Source organism: Streptomyces sp. JLYT201 (assembly GCF_059448825.1).
In genome coordinates this window covers 6,352,953-6,367,958 of the sequence record NZ_CM182551.1, presented here as the reverse complement: position 1 = coordinate 6,367,958, position 15,006 = coordinate 6,352,953, and the positions used below count along the sequence as shown (strand labels likewise).

General features: G+C 73.2%; 12 protein-coding genes. 6 read left to right on the top strand and 6 right to left on the bottom strand.

Going from position 1 to position 15,006, the window contains the following annotated elements; translation table 11 throughout:
- Window positions 1-208: 208 nt before the first annotated feature.
- From AC5WAM_RS26720 to folC, 4 genes are all read right to left on the bottom strand, one after another.
- A complete protein-coding gene (locus AC5WAM_RS26720) occupies window positions 209-1,228 on the bottom strand; it encodes a rod shape-determining protein (RefSeq protein WP_030362602.1) in 1,020 nt (339 codons plus the stop codon).
- A gap of 310 nt (window positions 1,229-1,538) precedes the next feature.
- The gene (gene ndk, locus AC5WAM_RS26715) at window positions 1,539-1,952 is read right to left on the bottom strand and encodes a nucleoside-diphosphate kinase (RefSeq protein ID WP_366790474.1); all 414 of its coding nucleotides are present in this window, start codon (window positions 1,950-1,952) and stop codon (window positions 1,539-1,541) included.
- 236 nt (window positions 1,953-2,188) lie between these two features.
- Window positions 2,189-2,545, bottom strand: a complete 357-nt coding sequence (locus AC5WAM_RS26710; RefSeq protein ID WP_366790473.1) for a DUF4233 domain-containing protein — start codon at window positions 2,543-2,545, stop codon at window positions 2,189-2,191.
- 5 nt (window positions 2,546-2,550) lie between these two features.
- Window positions 2,551-4,086, bottom strand: coding sequence for a bifunctional tetrahydrofolate synthase/dihydrofolate synthase (gene folC / locus AC5WAM_RS26705; RefSeq protein ID WP_366790472.1), 1,536 nt, complete (start codon window positions 4,084-4,086; stop codon window positions 2,551-2,553).
- Window positions 4,087-4,296: 210 nt separating this feature from the next.
- Between folC and AC5WAM_RS26700 the strand changes: the two genes are divergently transcribed.
- Window positions 4,297-5,304 carry a rod shape-determining protein gene (locus AC5WAM_RS26700; RefSeq protein ID WP_495519029.1) on the top strand — a complete coding sequence of 336 codons (1,008 nt, stop codon included), beginning with the start codon at window positions 4,297-4,299 and terminating at the stop codon, window positions 5,302-5,304.
- 117 nt (window positions 5,305-5,421) lie between these two features.
- On the opposite strand, the gene AC5WAM_RS26695 is transcribed toward AC5WAM_RS26700, so the two are convergent.
- A complete protein-coding gene (locus AC5WAM_RS26695) occupies window positions 5,422-6,603 on the bottom strand; it encodes a sensor histidine kinase (RefSeq protein ID WP_366790470.1) in 1,182 nt (393 codons plus the stop codon).
- Window positions 6,604-6,808: 205 nt separating this feature from the next.
- Here AC5WAM_RS26695 and AC5WAM_RS26690 point away from each other — a divergent pair, with 205 nt between their 5' ends.
- From AC5WAM_RS26690 to AC5WAM_RS26670, 5 genes are all read left to right on the top strand, one after another.
- Complete coding sequence (locus AC5WAM_RS26690) at window positions 6,809-7,429, top strand: hypothetical protein (RefSeq protein WP_366790469.1); 621 nt, start codon at window positions 6,809-6,811, stop codon at window positions 7,427-7,429.
- Between the two features lie 9 nt (window positions 7,430-7,438).
- The gene (locus AC5WAM_RS26685) at window positions 7,439-8,602 is read left to right on the top strand and encodes a PAS domain-containing sensor histidine kinase (protein WP_366790468.1); all 1,164 of its coding nucleotides are present in this window, start codon (window positions 7,439-7,441) and stop codon (window positions 8,600-8,602) included.
- Entirely contained in the window at window positions 8,560-9,276 is a 717-nt protein-coding gene (locus AC5WAM_RS26680) for a response regulator transcription factor (RefSeq protein ID WP_366790467.1), read from the top strand. Before AC5WAM_RS26685 ends, AC5WAM_RS26680 begins: the two co-directional genes overlap by 43 nt.
- A gap of 384 nt (window positions 9,277-9,660) precedes the next feature.
- A complete protein-coding gene (wecB, locus tag AC5WAM_RS26675) occupies window positions 9,661-10,806 on the top strand; it encodes a non-hydrolyzing UDP-N-acetylglucosamine 2-epimerase (protein ID WP_366790466.1) in 1,146 nt (381 codons plus the stop codon).
- A 38-nt stretch (window positions 10,807-10,844) separates the two neighbouring features.
- Window positions 10,845-12,197: an XrtP-associated glycosyltransferase gene (locus AC5WAM_RS26670; protein ID WP_172385952.1), complete on the top strand. Its 1,353-nt coding sequence runs from the start codon at window positions 10,845-10,847 to the stop codon at window positions 12,195-12,197.
- A gap of 89 nt (window positions 12,198-12,286) precedes the next feature.
- On the opposite strand, the gene AC5WAM_RS26665 is transcribed toward AC5WAM_RS26670, so the two are convergent.
- A complete protein-coding gene (locus AC5WAM_RS26665) occupies window positions 12,287-14,911 on the bottom strand; it encodes a valine--tRNA ligase (protein WP_366790464.1) in 2,625 nt (874 codons plus the stop codon).
- Window positions 14,912-15,006 lie beyond the last annotated feature (95 nt).

Genomic DNA, 15,006 nt, shown 5'->3' with positions numbered 1-15,006 from the left:
CCCGAAGTCCGCGGAATTCTTATGCCTTGCCTATATATCAACGATCCGCCGCACGAGGCGGCAGGCACTCGTACGGCGGACCTTTTCACGTCAGGTCGTGTGCGGGTCGTGACGTCCGGTCAGCGGACGCGGCCGCCCGGCCACTGTAGTGACCGGGCGCCTGGTGTCACACGGCGGGCCGCCGCCTTCTCGGCGCGTCCCGCAGGGGTCAGCGACGCGGCTGGGCGTCGAGCACCTGCTGCAGCGCCTCGAACTCCTCGACGCACTTGCCGGAGCCGAGCGCCACGCTGTCCAGCGGGTCCTCGGCGATGTGGATCGGCATGCCCGTCTCGCGGCGCAGCCGCTCGTCCAGGCCGCGCAGGAGCGCGCCGCCGCCGGTCAGGACGATGCCGCGGTCCATGACGTCGCCGGACAGCTCGGGCGGGCACTTGTCGAGCGTGGTCTTGACCGCGTCGACGATGGCGTTGACGGGCTCCTCGATCGCCTTGCGGACCTCGGCCGCGGAGATCACCACGGTCTTGGGCAGGCCGGAGACCAGGTCGCGGCCGCGGATCTCGGTGTGCTCGTCGGCGTCCATGTCGTACGCGGAACCGATGGTGATCTTGATCTGTTCGGCCGTGCGCTCACCGAGGAGGAGGGAGTACTCCTTCTTGATGTGCTGGATGATCGCGTTGTCCAGCTCGTCGCCCGCGACGCGGATGGACTGTGCCGTGACGATTCCGCCGAGGGAGATGACGGCGACCTCGGTGGTGCCGCCGCCGATGTCCACCACCATGTTGCCGGTGGCCTCGTGGACCGGGAGGCCGGAGCCGATGGCCGCGGCCATGGGCTCCTCGATGATGTGCACCTGGCGGGCACCCGCCTGCGAGGAGGCCTCGATGACGGCGCGGCGCTCGACCCCGGTGATGCCGGAGGGCACACAGACGACGACGCGCGGACGGGCCAGATAGCGACGCTTGTGGATCTTCAGAATGAAGTAGCGGAGCATCCGCTCGGTGATCTCGAAGTCGGCGATGACGCCGTCCTTCAGCGGACGCACCGCGACGATGTTGCCGGGCGTGCGCCCGATCATCTTCTTCGCTTCTGCGCCGACCGCGAGGATGCCGCCGGTGTTGGTGTTGATCGCGACGACGGACGGCTCGTTGAGTACGATCCCCCGACCCCTGACGTACACCAGCGTGTTGGCGGTCCCGAGGTCGACAGCCATGTCACGGCCGATGAACGACATGTTGTTCCCCATGAGGATGCGTCTGGCCTTCCCTAGTGGAGCGTGTGATGGCTTGTTAGGTAGGCGAGGTGGGTGCTGTGTGGCGTGGAGGCTTCCATCGTAGTCTCGCCCGCACGCACACGGCGCGAGGGTCTCCGCCATTGTCAGCAGATGATGTGGTGCCCCGCTCTTGGAGACGTGCCATCCGAGGCACGGGTTCCCCCAATCGGGGCGCATATGCCAAAAGACGGCCGAATTTCTTCGGCCGTCCCTGGTCGGTGGAGCGATCGCACTGACTAATCGCACTGACTACATGTCAGAACCCGGAGCCTCAGACGAGACCCGGAAAGAAGATCTTGAGCTCGCGCTCGGCGGACTCCTCGGAGTCGGAGGCGTGCACGAGGTTCTCCCGGACGATGCTGCCGAAGTCGCCGCGGATGGAGCCGGGCGCGGCGGCGATCGGGTCGGTGGGGCCCGCGAGCTGGCGCATTCCCTCGATCACGCGCTCACCCTCGACGACGAGGGCGACCACCGGGCCGGAGGCCATGAACGCGACCAGCGGCTCGTAGAACGGCTTGCCCTTGTGCTCGCCGTAGTGCGCCTCCAGCGTGTCCTGGTCCAGGGTGCGCAGCTCCAGCGCGGAGATGGTCCAGCCGGCCTTGCGCTCGATTCGGCCGAGGACCTCCCCGATCAGTCCCCGGCGGACGGTGTCGGGCTTGAGAAGAACGAGCGTGCGCTGGCTCATGGTGTGCGGCTCCAAGAGGTGTTTTCACGATCACATGGGATGGATTCCGCACGATACCGGGGGCACTACGGAGGGTGGCCATCGGGTGAGCGCGATATCGGGCCACTCCGGCAGTTCGGGGAAATAGCCCGTCCGGCGTTTGAGGACGAGGCCGGAGGCCGAAGAAAGCCCGTCCGGCGGTTGAGGCGAGCGCGCAGCGCGACGCACGGCCCTGGGGCCCCGGGGGGGAGGCCGGGTCAGCCCCCGGAGGCCTCCCCCTGCTCGGCCATGGCCGCGAAGCGCGCCTTCGCCTCGTCGATCTTCTGGCCGAAGTGCACGGACGCCCACCACAGCGCGGCGAACATCGCCCCCATGAAGAACATGATCGGCACCACGAAGCCGCTGGCGATCAGCGCGACCTGGAGGGCCCAGCCGAGCTGGACCCCACCCGGCCGGGTGACCACGCCGCACAGCAGGACGGACAGGGCCATCGCGACGCCGCACACCGTCCAGACCGTGCTCGTCTCCAGGTCCGGGTCCTTCATGGCGACCAGACCGGCGAAGCCGATGACGAGGAACTCGCCGATGAGGGTCGAAGAGCAGAGCGTACGCACAGCGGTCAGCCCCTCCCCAGGAGCAGTCGGGCCTCGCCCACGGTGATGACGGAGCCGGTGACCAGGACGCCGCCGCCCGCGAACTCGCCCTCTTCCTCGGCGAGGGTGATCGCCGCCTCCAGGGCGTCGTCCAGGCGCGGCTCGACCTGGACCCGGTCGTCGCCGAAGACCTCGACGGCGATGGCCGCGAGCTCGTCGGCGCCGAGCGCGCGGTCGCTGGAGTTCTGCGTGACGACGACCTCGGCGAAGATCGGCTCGAAGGCCTCCAGCATGCCGCGCGCGTTCTTCCCGTCGCTCACGCCGAGGACGCCGATCAGCCGGCTGAAGTCGAAGACCTCGCTGATGGACGCGGCGGCGGCACGGGCCCCCGCCGGGTTGTGCGCGGCGTCGAGGACGACCGTGGGCGAGCGGCGGACGACTTCGAGGCGGCCCGGGGACGCCACCGAGGCGAAGGCCTTGCGGACCGTCTCGATGTCCAGGGGCTCCACGCGCTGGGCGCCGACGCCGAAGAACGCCTCGACGGCGGCGAGCGCCACCGCCGCGTTGTGCGCCTGGTGCTCGCCGTGCAGCGGCAGGAACACCTCCTCGTACTCCCCGCCGAGGCCGCGCAGCGTGAGCAGCTGTCCGCCGACGGCGACCTGGCGGCCGAGGAGCCCGAACTCCAGGCCCTCGCGGGCGACCGTCGCGTCCACCTCGACGGCCTTCTTCAGGAGCACCTGCGCGGCGTCCACCGGCTGCTGGGCCAGGATGACCGTCGCGTCCTGCTTGACGATCCCGGACTTCTCGACGGCGATCTCGGCGGGCGTGCTGCCGAGGCGGTCGGTGTGGTCCAGGTCGATGGGGGTGACGACGGCGACCGCGCCGTCGATCACGTTCGTCGCGTCCCAGGTGCCGCCCATGCCGACCTCGACGACGGCGACGTCGACCGGGGCGTCCGCGAAGGCGGCGTACGCCATGCCCGTGAGCACCTCGAAGAAGGAGAGGCGGTGCTCCTCCTTGGCGTCGACGAGGTCCACGTACGGCTTGATGTCCTGATACGCCTCGATGAACCGCTCGGGGTCGATGGGGGCGCCGTCCAGGCTGATGCGCTCCGTGATCGACTGGACGTGCGGGGACGTGTACCGCCCGGTGCGCAGCTCGAAGGCGCCGAGGAGGGCCTCGATCATGCGGGCCGTGGACGTCTTGCCGTTCGTCCCCGTGATGTGGATCGACGGGTACGCGCGCTGGGGCTCGCCCAGGACGTCCATCAGCAGGGCGATGCGCCGCAGCGACGGGTCCAGCTTGGTCTCGGGCCAGCGGGCCGCGAGCTCCCTCTCGACCTCGCGCAGCGCCCTGTCCACCTCGGGGTCGGCGGGGCGGGCCGGGACGTCGCCCTGCGGCGGGCCGCCCTGGGTGCGCAGGGTGCGGCTGCCCGCCTCGATCACGGCGAGGTCCGGGTCGCGTTCGGTCTCGGCGGCGACGATGTCGTCGAACTGGTCGAAGGAGTCGGCCGGGCCGGTCTCGTCGTCGCGCGGGCTGTCGTTCGGAGGGAGGTCACTCACGCACGCCAGTCTACGGAGACCCACCGACAGCGGCCGGGCGGGCGGGGCCCCGCCCGCCCCGGGCCCCGCTCCCCCGGGCCCGACCGGCCCCCGGCTGCTGCCCGCGGAGGCCGCGCGGACCGTCTCCGCCACGGGTCGGGACTTCAGACCTGTCCGATTCGGGACTTTGGTCCCTCCGTCACCCGAACGGACCCGGCAAACTTGGCGATCATGGACATAGGGATCGACCTCGGCACCGCCAACACGCTTCTGTACGTCCGCGGTCAGGGCATCGTGCTCAACGAACCGTCCGTGGTCGCCGTCAAGGACGGGGCGCGCGCCGCGCTCGCCGTCGGGACGGAGGCCAAGGAGACCATCGGCCGCACGCCCGGCTCCATCAGGGCCATCCGCCCCCTCAAGGACGGCGTGATCAGCGACTTCGAGGCGGCCGAGGAGATGATCCGGCACTTCGTGCGCAAGGCCGTCCCGGGGCGCCGCCCGCGCACGCGCATGGTGGTGTGCGTCCCCAGCGGCGTCACGCCCGTCGAGCGGCGCGCCATCGTGCACGCCGCGCAGCGGGCCGGGGCGCGGGCCGTGCACCTCGTCGAGGAGCCGATGGCGGCGGCGATCGGCGCGGGGCTCCCCGTGGCGGAGCCGCGCGGCTCCATGGTCGTCGACATCGGCGGCGGCACCACCGAGGTCGCCGTGATCTCCCTGGGCGGCATCGTCACCGCCCAGTCCCTGCGCGTCGGCGGCGACCGCCTCGACACCGCGATCACCGACTACGTCCGCAAGGAGCACGCCCTCCTCGTCGGCGAGCGCACCGCCGAGGACATCAAGGTCGGCATCGGCTCGGCGTGGCCGGTGCCCGGCGAGGACTCCTTCGAGGACCGCACCTTCACCGTGCGGGGCCGCGAGAAGGTGGGCGGCCTGCCGAAGACGGTGGAGCTGACCGTGCGGGAGGTGCGGGCCGCCCTCGACGAGCCCGTGGAGGCGATCATCGCGGCGGTGCGGGCCACCCTGGAGGAGTGTCCGCCGGAGCTGTCCGGGGACGTCATGGAGCACGGCATCGTCCTCACCGGGGGCGGGGCGCTGCTGCCCGGGCTCGATCTGCGGCTCGCCTCCGCCACCGGGATTCCCGTCTTCGCGGCCGACGATCCGCTGGACAGCGTGGCGCTGGGGTGCGGCAAGTGCGTGGAGGACTTCGACGGCCTGGAGCGGGTGATGTCGGCGGCGTGAGCCCTCGCGGGCAGCGCCCCGGACCCGCCCCTTCCCGATCCGGGGGCTGCCGCCCTCGTGCCCCCGCTCCTTACGGCGCTCCGCGCCTCGTCCTCAAACGCCGGACGGGCTGAAAGGTCAGGCCGGTTCGTCGGCGGGCAGGTCGGCGTCGACCTCGTACGAGCCGTCGCGCGGGCCCGCGAAGAACGTGCCGCCCAGGGTCCAGACCCGCTCGCCCATCCCGGCCGTCCCGGTCCCCGCGGACACGGGCGCCGCGGGCCCCTCGGGCTCCCCGGCACCCCACGGGGCGGGCAGCGGATTGCTGACGCGGACGCGCAGGCGGCCCTCCCGGACGGTGACGCGGACCGTGATGACCTCCCCGGGCGCGTACTTCGCCGCGTTCGTGAGGCACTCCTGCACCACCCGGTGCACGGCCGCCTGGCGCAGGGGCGACAGGCGGTGCGCCGCGGCGTCGACGTGGAGGTCGACGGGGCTGCCCGCGAGGGCGCTGCGCCGGACCAGCTCGGGGAGGGCCTCGACACCCGGCGTGGGGCGGCCGTCGACGCCGCGCTGGACGATGATCTCGTTCAGCATGCGGTGCGCGGAGCGCGCGGTCTCCGAGAGCTCCTCGAAGCCGTCGGCGTGCGGGCCGCCCGCCGCGCGCCGCGCGAGCACCTGGGAGCGGACGCTGAGCAGCGTGAGCTCGCGGCCGACGAAGTCGTGCACGTCGCGCGCGATGCGCGCCCGCTCCCGCTGCACCGCCTGGAGCGCCTCCGTCTCGGCCCGCTGGGCCTGGAGCGCGCGGACGAGGTCCTGCCGGTTGGCGGCGACGCCGACGCCCGCGGCGAGCGCCCCGATCGGCACGACGAGGCTGAGGAACTCGCTGAGCGTGTCGCCCCTGTGCACCGGCCAGCCGGGCAGATTGAACATCACGTACGCGAAGGACACATAGCCGATCACGCCCACGGCCCCGGCCAGGCGGCCGCGGTAGCGGGCCAGCGAGTACAGGGCGAACTGCGCGAGCGTCAGCTCGTGCAGCCAGCCGAGCAGCACCAGCGCCACCAGGTACGGCACCCACGGCGCGACCCGCCGCAGCAGCAGCGTCGCCGCGCCCGCCGTCAGGACGAGCGCGGCCGTGACCCCGGTCAGCGAGTTGTCGGCCGCGGCCAGGCCCGGCACGTCGAGGGCCATCAGGGCGAGGCAGGAGCCCGCCGTGAGGAGATCCAGTACACGAGGTTCCCGCGTGCAACGCCGAGCGAGGCGACGGCCCGCGGCCGCCGCCTGGCTGAGCGCCGTGACAGCGGCGGGCCACTCGTGCATGTCCCCTCCATCATCGCTGAGGCTTTTGACCCGACACATCAGACTTTCGTCCCTCGCGCCCGCCCGACGGCGTGACGTGCCGCACCGCGGGGCGTGACGTGCCGCACCGCGGGGGCCGGGGCCGGGCGCCGTCCTCGTACGACAACGGGTGTACTCCCCGGCGCGGCGGCCCCGTCCCCGCGCGGACCGGCGTTCCAATCGGACCATGTGGTATGCCCAGAATCCGGGTCGCAGGGCCCGTCAGCTCGCCGGGGACGCGGCCGTCCTGGCGTGGACCGCGCTGTGGACCGCCGCCGCCCTCGTCGCCTACCGGCTCGCCGTGCTGCTCGGCCACCCCGGCCCCGACTCGGGCGTCGCCTCGTCGCGGTCCCCCGCCGCGCGCCTGCCCCTGGTCGGCGACGACGTGGGCGCCGCGCTGCGCTCGGTGGTCGGCTTCGTCGACGACGTCGACCCGGTGACGCTGCGCGCCGCGCTCGCCGTGGCCGCCGCGGGCCTGTTCCTGCTGCCCGTCGGCCTCGTCCTCGCGCTCTGGCTGCCGCGCCGGGTGCGCTGGGTGCGGCAGGCCGCCGCCGCCCGGGAACTGGGCGCCTTCGCCAACGGGCGCGAGCTGCTCGCCCTGCGCGCCCTGCTCCGCCCCCTCGACGAGGTGGCCGAGACCGCCGCCGCCCTGCCGGGCGCGACCCCCGGCAGCCTCGCCGAGGGCTGGCGCACCGCCGACCCGCGCACCCTGGACGCCCTCGCGGACGCCGAGCTGGAGCGGCTCGGCCTCGCCCCGGCGCCGGGCCCCGAACCGCTGGGCCCGCCCGCGGCCGAGCCCGCCGGTTAGGCCCGGCGCATGACGACGGAGCCCCGGGGCCTGCACGCCCCGTTCTCCGCGGCCGTGCTGCGGGCCATCCCGATGGGCGCGCTGCTCGTCGGCGACGACGGCCGCGTCGTGGCGGCCAACCCCCAGTTCACGGAGATCTGCGGCCTGCACGGCGTCGACACCTCGACGGGCGCCCCCGCCGACCCCATCGCCGACGCCGTGACGCGGCTGCTCCCGGAGCGCGACACCGCCGCGCTGCGCTCGCTGCGCGGCCAGTTCGTCCGCAAGGCCGAGCTCCGCCTGCGCGACGGGCGCACGCTGCGCCGCAGCCGCCAGCCCATCGACGCGGGCGAGCGGCACCTGGGCGTCCTGTGGCTCGTCGAGGACGTCACCGAGCAGCGCCGCTACGAGGCCGACCTGCACCGGCACATCGACACGCTCGGCGACCTCGCCCGCGAGCGCGCCGAGTTCGCCGCCCGCACCTCGCACGAGCTGCGCACCCCGCTGGCCACCGTGCTCACCTTCTGCGAACTCCTCAGCGACCCCGCGGGCGGTGCCCTCGACGAGGCCCAGCGCGCGTACCTGGACACGATCCGGCGGGCCGCAACCCGCATGCAGGACATGGCCGACGGGCTCCTGCACCGGTACGCGGAGGCCGCGAGCGGCGCCCCGCCGTCCTTCGCCCCGCTCGACCCGGGCCGCCTGCTGACCCGCCTGGTGCACGACATCACCCCGTGGGCCACCCGCGACGGCGTCTTCGTGGCCCTCGACCTGCCCGGCGGCGAGCCGCCCCCGCTGACCGGCGACGCCGACCAGCTGGAGCGGGCACTGACCTCGCTGCTCGACAACGCCGTGAAGTTCACCCCCGCCGGCGGCACCGTCACCGTCACCGCCCGGCCGTGCGAGGGCCCCGGCACCGACGAGCCGCCCGCGCCGCCCGGCTGGCGCATCACCGTCGCCGACAGCGGCATCGGCATCCCCAAGGAGTTCCAGGAGGAGGTCTTCACCGAGTTCGTCCGCGCCCCGAACGCCCGGCGCGGCGGCTACCCGGGCACCGGCCTCGGCCTGAGCGTCGTCCGCGACGCCGTACGGCTGCACTCCGGCACCGTCGCCGTCCACAGCGACGAGGGGCACGGCACCAGCGTGGAGGTGTGGCTGCCGCTCGGCGGTCCGCCCGGGACCGGCCCGGCATGACCCGGCTGCTGCTCGTCGAGGACGACCCCGACCTGGGACTCGCCCTGCGCGTCCTGTTCACCCGCGCCGGGTACGACGTCGTCACCGCCGACGACGGGCAGGCCGCGCTCAAGCTCCTCTTCGCCCGGCGGCCCGCGCTCATGGTGCTCGACCTGGTCCTGCCCGGCCTCGACGGCTGGGAGGTCCTCGACCGCACCCGCGACCTCACCGACCTGCCCGTCCTCATCCTGTCCGGCCGCACGAGCCCCGCCGAGCGCGTCCGCGGCCTCCGCTCCGGCGCCGACGACTACCTGTGCAAGCCCTTCGACCACGTCGAGCTGCTCGCCCGCGTGGAGGCGCTGCTCCGGCGCTCCAACCCCGAGCAGTGGCGGGGCGACTACGTCGAGGCGGGCCTGCGGCTCGTGCCCGAGCGGCGGTCGGCGGTGTGGCAGGGCCACGAGACGCGGCTGAGCGCGATCGAGTACCGGCTCCTGGAGGTCCTCGTCCGCAACCGGGGGCGGGTCGTCACCATCGAGCAGCTCCTCGACCTCGTCTGGGACGATCCGGGCGGGTCCGGGCGGGAGCGGGTGAAGTTCGCGGTGCTCCGGCTGCGCCGCAAGCTCGCGGTCGGTGAGGGGGACGACCCCTTGGAGTCGGTACGGGGCCTCGGCTACCGCTACCGGGGCGAGGGCTGATCCCGCGTGGGACGCCCCAGACCCGCCCCTTCCCGCTTCCTGGGGGCTCCGCCCCCAGACCCCCGCTCCTCAAACGCCGGAGAGGCTGAAACACAGCCGCAACCGGCGACAGATCCAGCCCGTCCGGCGTTTGAGGACGAGGCGCGAAGCGCCGAAAAGCGGGGGCACGGGGGCGGCAGCCCCCGGATCGGGAAGGGGCGGGCCAGGGGCGCCCCGCGCGGGACCTAGGTCCCACGCCGGCAGGACCAGTGGGCCAGGGCCTTGGACCTGAACACGCGCGGCCGCAGGCTCCGCAACCGTTGGGCAACCGAAGGCGAGCCACCCCCGCAACCCACGCCCCACAAGCTCCTGCGTATCCCCAAGCCCCACCCGCCAGGAGCCCCGTTGCACGCCCCCGCCCTCCCGCCCCGCTCGGTCGCGATCGTCATCGGCACCCGCCCCGAACTGGTGAAGATCGCCCACCTGGTCCGCGTGCTCGGCCCGGCCGCACACCTCGTGCACACCGGCCAGCACTACGACGCCGCGCTCTCCGGCCGCTTCCTCACCGAGCTTGGCCTGCCCGAGCCCACCCTGCTCGACGGCATCGGCGGCAAGCCCCGCGCCGTGCAGATCTCCGCGGCCCTGGCCCAGCTCGACGCCCTCTTCGCCGAGGAGCCGCCGCTGGCCGTCGTGGTGCAGGGCGACACCAACGCCGCCCTGGCCGGAGCGCTCGCCGCGAACGCCCGCTCGCTGCCGCTCGTCCACGTCGAGGCGGGCCTGCGCAGCCACGACCGGGCGATGCCCGAGGAGCACAACCGCGTCGTCATCGACCAGCTCGCGGACGTGCTCTGCGCCGCCACGGAGGACAACCGCGACCTGCTGCGCGCCGAGGGGGTCCCGGCCGGGCGGATCACCGTCACCGGCAACACCGTCGTCGAGGCGGTCCAGGAGCACCTGCCCGCCGCCGACGAGCGCGCCGCGCTGCTCGCCGCGCACGGCGTGAGCGCCGACCGCTACGTCCTCGCCACCGCGCACCGCCCGGAGAACACCGACGACCCCGCCGCGCTCGCCGCCGTCCTGCGCGAGCTCGCCTCCCTCGCCGAGGAGCTGCCGGTCCTGTTCGCCGTCCACCCGCGCACCCGCGCCCGGATCGAGGCGGCCGGGCTCACGCACCTGCTCGAACCGCTCACCGAGCTGGCGCCGCTCGGCTACGGCGAGTTCCTCGGCCTCGCCCGGCACGCCGCCGTCATCGTGTCCGACTCGGGCGGCATCCAGGAGGAGACCACCGTCCTGGGCCGGCCCCTGGTCGTCGTACGCCGGTCCACGGAGCGGCCCGAGGCCATGGACGCCGGGTTCGCCGAGCTCGTCCCGCCGGGCCGGGAGATCGGCCGCGCGGCGCGCCGCCGCCTCGCGGAGGGCCAGGAGGGCCTGCGGCACCTCGCCGGGCTGCCGTCCCCGTTCGGCGACGGGCTCGCCTCTCAGCGGATCGCCGTCCTCCTCGGCGCCCTCGCCGCGGGCCGCACCGAACGCGAGCTCCCCGCCGCCGCCTGACCGGCCCCTCCCCCGTCCCCCACCCGCCCGAGGACTCCATGATCACCCCCCACGTCCTGCTCTACGCCCTGCCGTTCCTGCTGCTCGCCTGCTTCCTGCTGTACTGGGCCGGATCGCGCCACGCCTACGTGCGCCGCCCCGAGGCCGCGGAAGGCGATTCCGCCCCCTTCACCTGGCACTTCTTCGTGCCGTGCCGCGACGAGGAGACCGTCATCGGCACGACCGTCGCCCAGTTGCGGGCCGACTTCCCGGCCGCGCACGTCTGGGTCGTCGACGACGACAGCGAGGACACCACCGCGGCCGTCGTCACCGCACTCGCGGCGGACGACGCCCGGGTGCACCTGGTCTCGCGGCGCCGCCCCGACGCCCGCATCGGCAAGGGCGCGGCCCTCAACTCCGCGTACGCGGCGCTGAACGCCTTCCTGCCCGCGGACACCGACCGGTCCCTGGTCGTCGTGTGCGTCGTGGACGCCGACGGGCGGCTCGCCCCGGACGCCCTCGCCCGGGTCAGCGGCCCGGCCGGGTTCGCCGACCCCGAGGTGGGCGGCGTCCAGGTCAGCGTGCGGATGCGCAACGTCGACGAGGAGCGGCCGCCGCTGCCCGAGCGCGGGCGCCTCGCCAACGCCGTGGCGCGGCTCCTGGTGCGCATGCAGGACATGGAGTTCGCCGTGTCCAACGCGGGCATGCAGCTGCTGCGCGGCCGCACCGGCTCCGTGGGCCTGGGCGGCAACGGCCAGTTCACCCGGCTCACCGCCCTGGACCACATCGCCGCCACCGAGCGCCGCCCCTGGCAGCGCGACGCGCTCCTGGAGGACTACGAGCTGGGCCTGCACATGATCCTGGGCGGCTACCGGATCGCGCACATCGCCGACACCTACGTCTCGCAGGAGGGCCTACCGCGCCTGCGCCGCTTCCTCACCCAGCGCACCCGCTGGGCGCAGGGCAACCTCCAGTGCGTGCGGTACGCGCCGCGCATCGTCGCGTCGCGCCACTACTCGGGCCGCGGCGTCCTGGAGACCCTGTACACGTTCATGCAGCCCCTCGCGCACGTCGCGACGCTCGTCCTCAGCGTGCTGCTGCTCGGCAGCGTCGTCGTGGGCGGCTCGATGCGCGACGCGTTCCTCGGCGCGTGGCCGCTGATCCTGGGCCTGTGCGCCCTGTCGGTGCTGCCGTTCGTGGCCTGGGGTCCGCTCTACCGCCGTGACTACGCGCCCGACCGCTCCCGGCTCACGGGCCTGTTGTGGGGTCTCGCCCTGTGGGTGTACGCGTACCACGTGTTCATCGTGGCGGCGCGCGGCTTCCTGCGCCTGCTGCGCGGCCGCAACGGCTGGGCGAAGACGCGCCGCAACGCGGAGGCGGTGGGCACGGGGCCGGTCGCCACGGAGGCCTGACCGGCCGGGAGTACGCGCGGGGGCATGACGAAGGCGCCCGGAACTCAGGTGAGTTCCGGGCGCCTTCGCGTGCCTGCGGGCGGACTGCCTTACGCCGCCGGGAGGTTGTCCAGCTGGGCCTGGAGGCGCGCGATGTCCTCGTCGGCCTTGGCGAGGCGGCCGCGGATCTTGTCGACCACCTGGTCGGGGGCCTTCGCCAGGAAGGCTTCGTTGCCGAGCTTGGCGGTGGCCTGGGCCTTCTCCTTCTCGGCGGCGGCCAGGTCCTTGGCGAGCCGCTTGCGCTCCGCCGCCACGTCGATCGTGCCGGACAGGTCGAGCGCGACCGTGGCGCCCGCGACCGGGAGGGTCGCCGTGGCCGCGAAGCCCTCGCCCTCCGGCTGGAGGCGCAGGAGCTGGCGGACGGCGGCCTCGTGCGCGGCGAACGGCGTGCCGTCGAGCGTGAGGCGGGCCGGGACCTTCTGGCCGGGCTGGAGGCCCTGGTCGGCGCGGAACCGGCGGACCTCGGTGACCAGGTCCTGGACGGAGGCGATCTCCTTCTCGGCGCCCGCGTCACGGAAGCCGGAGTCGGTCGGCCACTCCGCGATGACCACGGACTCGCCGCCGGTGAGCGTGGTCCACAGGGTCTCCGTCACGAACGGCACGACCGGGTGGAGCAGGCGCAGCGTGACGTCGAGGACCTCGCCGAGGACGCGCTTGCTGACCTCGGCGGCCGGGCCGCCCGCCATGAACGTGGTCTTGGACAGCTCCACGTACCAGTCGAAGACCTCGTCCCACGCGAAGTGGAAGAGGGCGTCGGAGAGCTTCGCGAACTGGTAGTCCTCGTAGTACGCGTCGACCTCGGCGACCACGGTGTTGAGGCGCGAGAGGATCCAGCGGTCGGTGGCCGACATCTCGGCGGCGTCCGGCAGCGGGCCCTCGACCGTGGCGCCGTTCATCAGCGCGAAGCGGGTCGCGTTCCAGATCTTGTTGGCGAAGTTGCGGGAGCCCTGGACCCAGTCCTCGCCGATCGGCACGTCGACGCCGGGGTTGGCGCCGCGCGCCAGGGTGAAGCGCAGGGCGTCGGAGCCGTACTTGTCCATCCAGTCCAGCGGGTTGACCGCGTTCCCGAAGGACTTCGACATCTTCTTGCCGAACTGGTCGCGGACCATGCCGTGCAGGGCGATGGTGTGGAACGGCGGGGTGCCGTCCATCGCGTACAGGCCGAACATCATCATCCGGGCGACCCAGAAGAAGAGGATGTCGTAGCCGGTGACCAGGACGGAGTTCGGGTAGAACTTCGCGAGGCTCTCCGTCCGCTCCGGCCAGCCGAGCGTGGAGAACGGCCACAGACCGGAGGAGAACCAGGTGTCGAGGACGTCGGTGTCCTGCGTCCAGCCCTCGCCGGTGGGCGCCTGCTCGTCGGGGCCGACGCAGACGATCTCGCCGTTCGGGCCGTACCAGACCGGGATGCGGTGGCCCCACCACAGCTGGCGCGAGATGCACCAGTCGTGGAGGTTGTCGACCCAGTCGAAGTAGCGCTTCTCCATCTCCTGCGGGTGGATCTTGACCTTGCCGTCGCGGACCGCGTCACCGGCGGCCTTGGCGAGCGGGCCGACCTTGACCCACCACTGCATGGAGAGCCGCGGCTCGATGGTGGTCTTGCAGCGCGAGCAGTGGCCCACGGAGTGGGAGTACGGGCGCTTCTCGGCGACGATGCGGCCCTCGGCGCGCAGCGCGCCGACGATGGCGGAGCGGGCCTCCAGGCGGTCCAGGCCCTGGAAGGGGCCGGGGACCGTGATGACCGCGTGCTCGTCCATGACCGTGATGTTCGGCAGGTCGTGGCGCTGGCCGATCTCGAAGTCGTTCGGGTCGTGCGCCGGGGTCACCTTGACGGCGCCGGTGCCGAACTCCGGGTCGACGTGCGTGTCGGCGACGACGGGGATGGAGCGGTCGGTCAGCGGCAGCTTGATCTGCTTGCCGACCAGGTGCTTGTACCGCTCGTCGTCGGGGTGCACGGCGACGGCGGTGTCACCCAGCATGGTCTCGGCGCGGGTGGTGGCGACGACGATCGTCTCGTCGCCCTCGCCGTACGTCATGGAGACGAGCTCGCCGTCGTCGTCCTGGTACTCCACCTCGATGTCGGAGATGGCGGTCAGACAGCGGGGGCACCAGTTGATGATGCGCTCGGCGCGGTAGATCAGCTCGTCGTCGTAGAGCCGCTTGAAGATCGTCTGGACGGCCTGGGAGAGGCCCTCGTCCATGGTGAAGCGCTCACGGGACCAGGCGACGCCGTCGCCGAGGCGGCGCATCTGGCCGGAGATCTGGCCGCCGGACTCGCCCTTCCACTGCCAGACGCGCTCGACGAAGGCCTCGCGGCCGAGGTCGTGGCGGGACTTGCCCTCCTTGCCGAGCTCGCGCTCCACCACGTTCTGCGTGGCGATGCCGGCGTGGTCCATGCCGGGCTGCCACAGCACCTCGTAGCCCTGCATGCGCTTGCGGCGGGTGAGGGCGTCGATGAGGGTGTGCTCGAAGGCGTGGCCCAGGTGCAGGCTGCCGGTGACGTTCGGCGGGGGGATGACGACGGTGAAGGGCTCCTTGTCGCTCTTCGCGTCCGCGTCGAAGTAACCGCGCTCTACCCAGCGCTCGTACAGCGTCCCCTCTACCTCGGCCGGTGCGTACTGCGTCGGGAGCTCGGGAGTGGTCGCTGGAGGCTGCTGCTGAGCGTTCTCGGTCACGGGCCCAGTTTAGGGGTGTCACAGTGTGGTCCCGAAACCGGAATCTTCAGTAACGGTTGACTCCCCGGGCCCCACGGTGCTCCAGGCGTCGGTCA

Coding starts and splice junctions, on each gene's coding strand:
- AC5WAM_RS26720 (WP_030362602.1), bottom strand. CDS start 1,228: ATGTCGTTCATCGGCCGTGACATGGCTGTCGACCTCGGGACCGCCAAC.
- ndk (WP_366790474.1), bottom strand. CDS start 1,952: ATGAGCCAGCGCACGCTCGTTCTTCTCAAGCCCGACACCGTCCGCCGG.
- AC5WAM_RS26700 (WP_495519029.1), top strand. CDS start 4,297: ATGGACATAGGGATCGACCTCGGCACCGCCAACACGCTTCTGTACGTC.
- AC5WAM_RS26695 (WP_366790470.1), bottom strand. CDS start 6,603: ATGCACGAGTGGCCCGCCGCTGTCACGGCGCTCAGCCAGGCGGCGGCC.
- AC5WAM_RS26690 (WP_366790469.1), top strand. CDS start 6,809: ATGTGGTATGCCCAGAATCCGGGTCGCAGGGCCCGTCAGCTCGCCGGG.
- AC5WAM_RS26685 (WP_366790468.1), top strand. CDS start 7,439: ATGACGACGGAGCCCCGGGGCCTGCACGCCCCGTTCTCCGCGGCCGTG.
- AC5WAM_RS26670 (WP_172385952.1), top strand. CDS start 10,845: ATGATCACCCCCCACGTCCTGCTCTACGCCCTGCCGTTCCTGCTGCTC.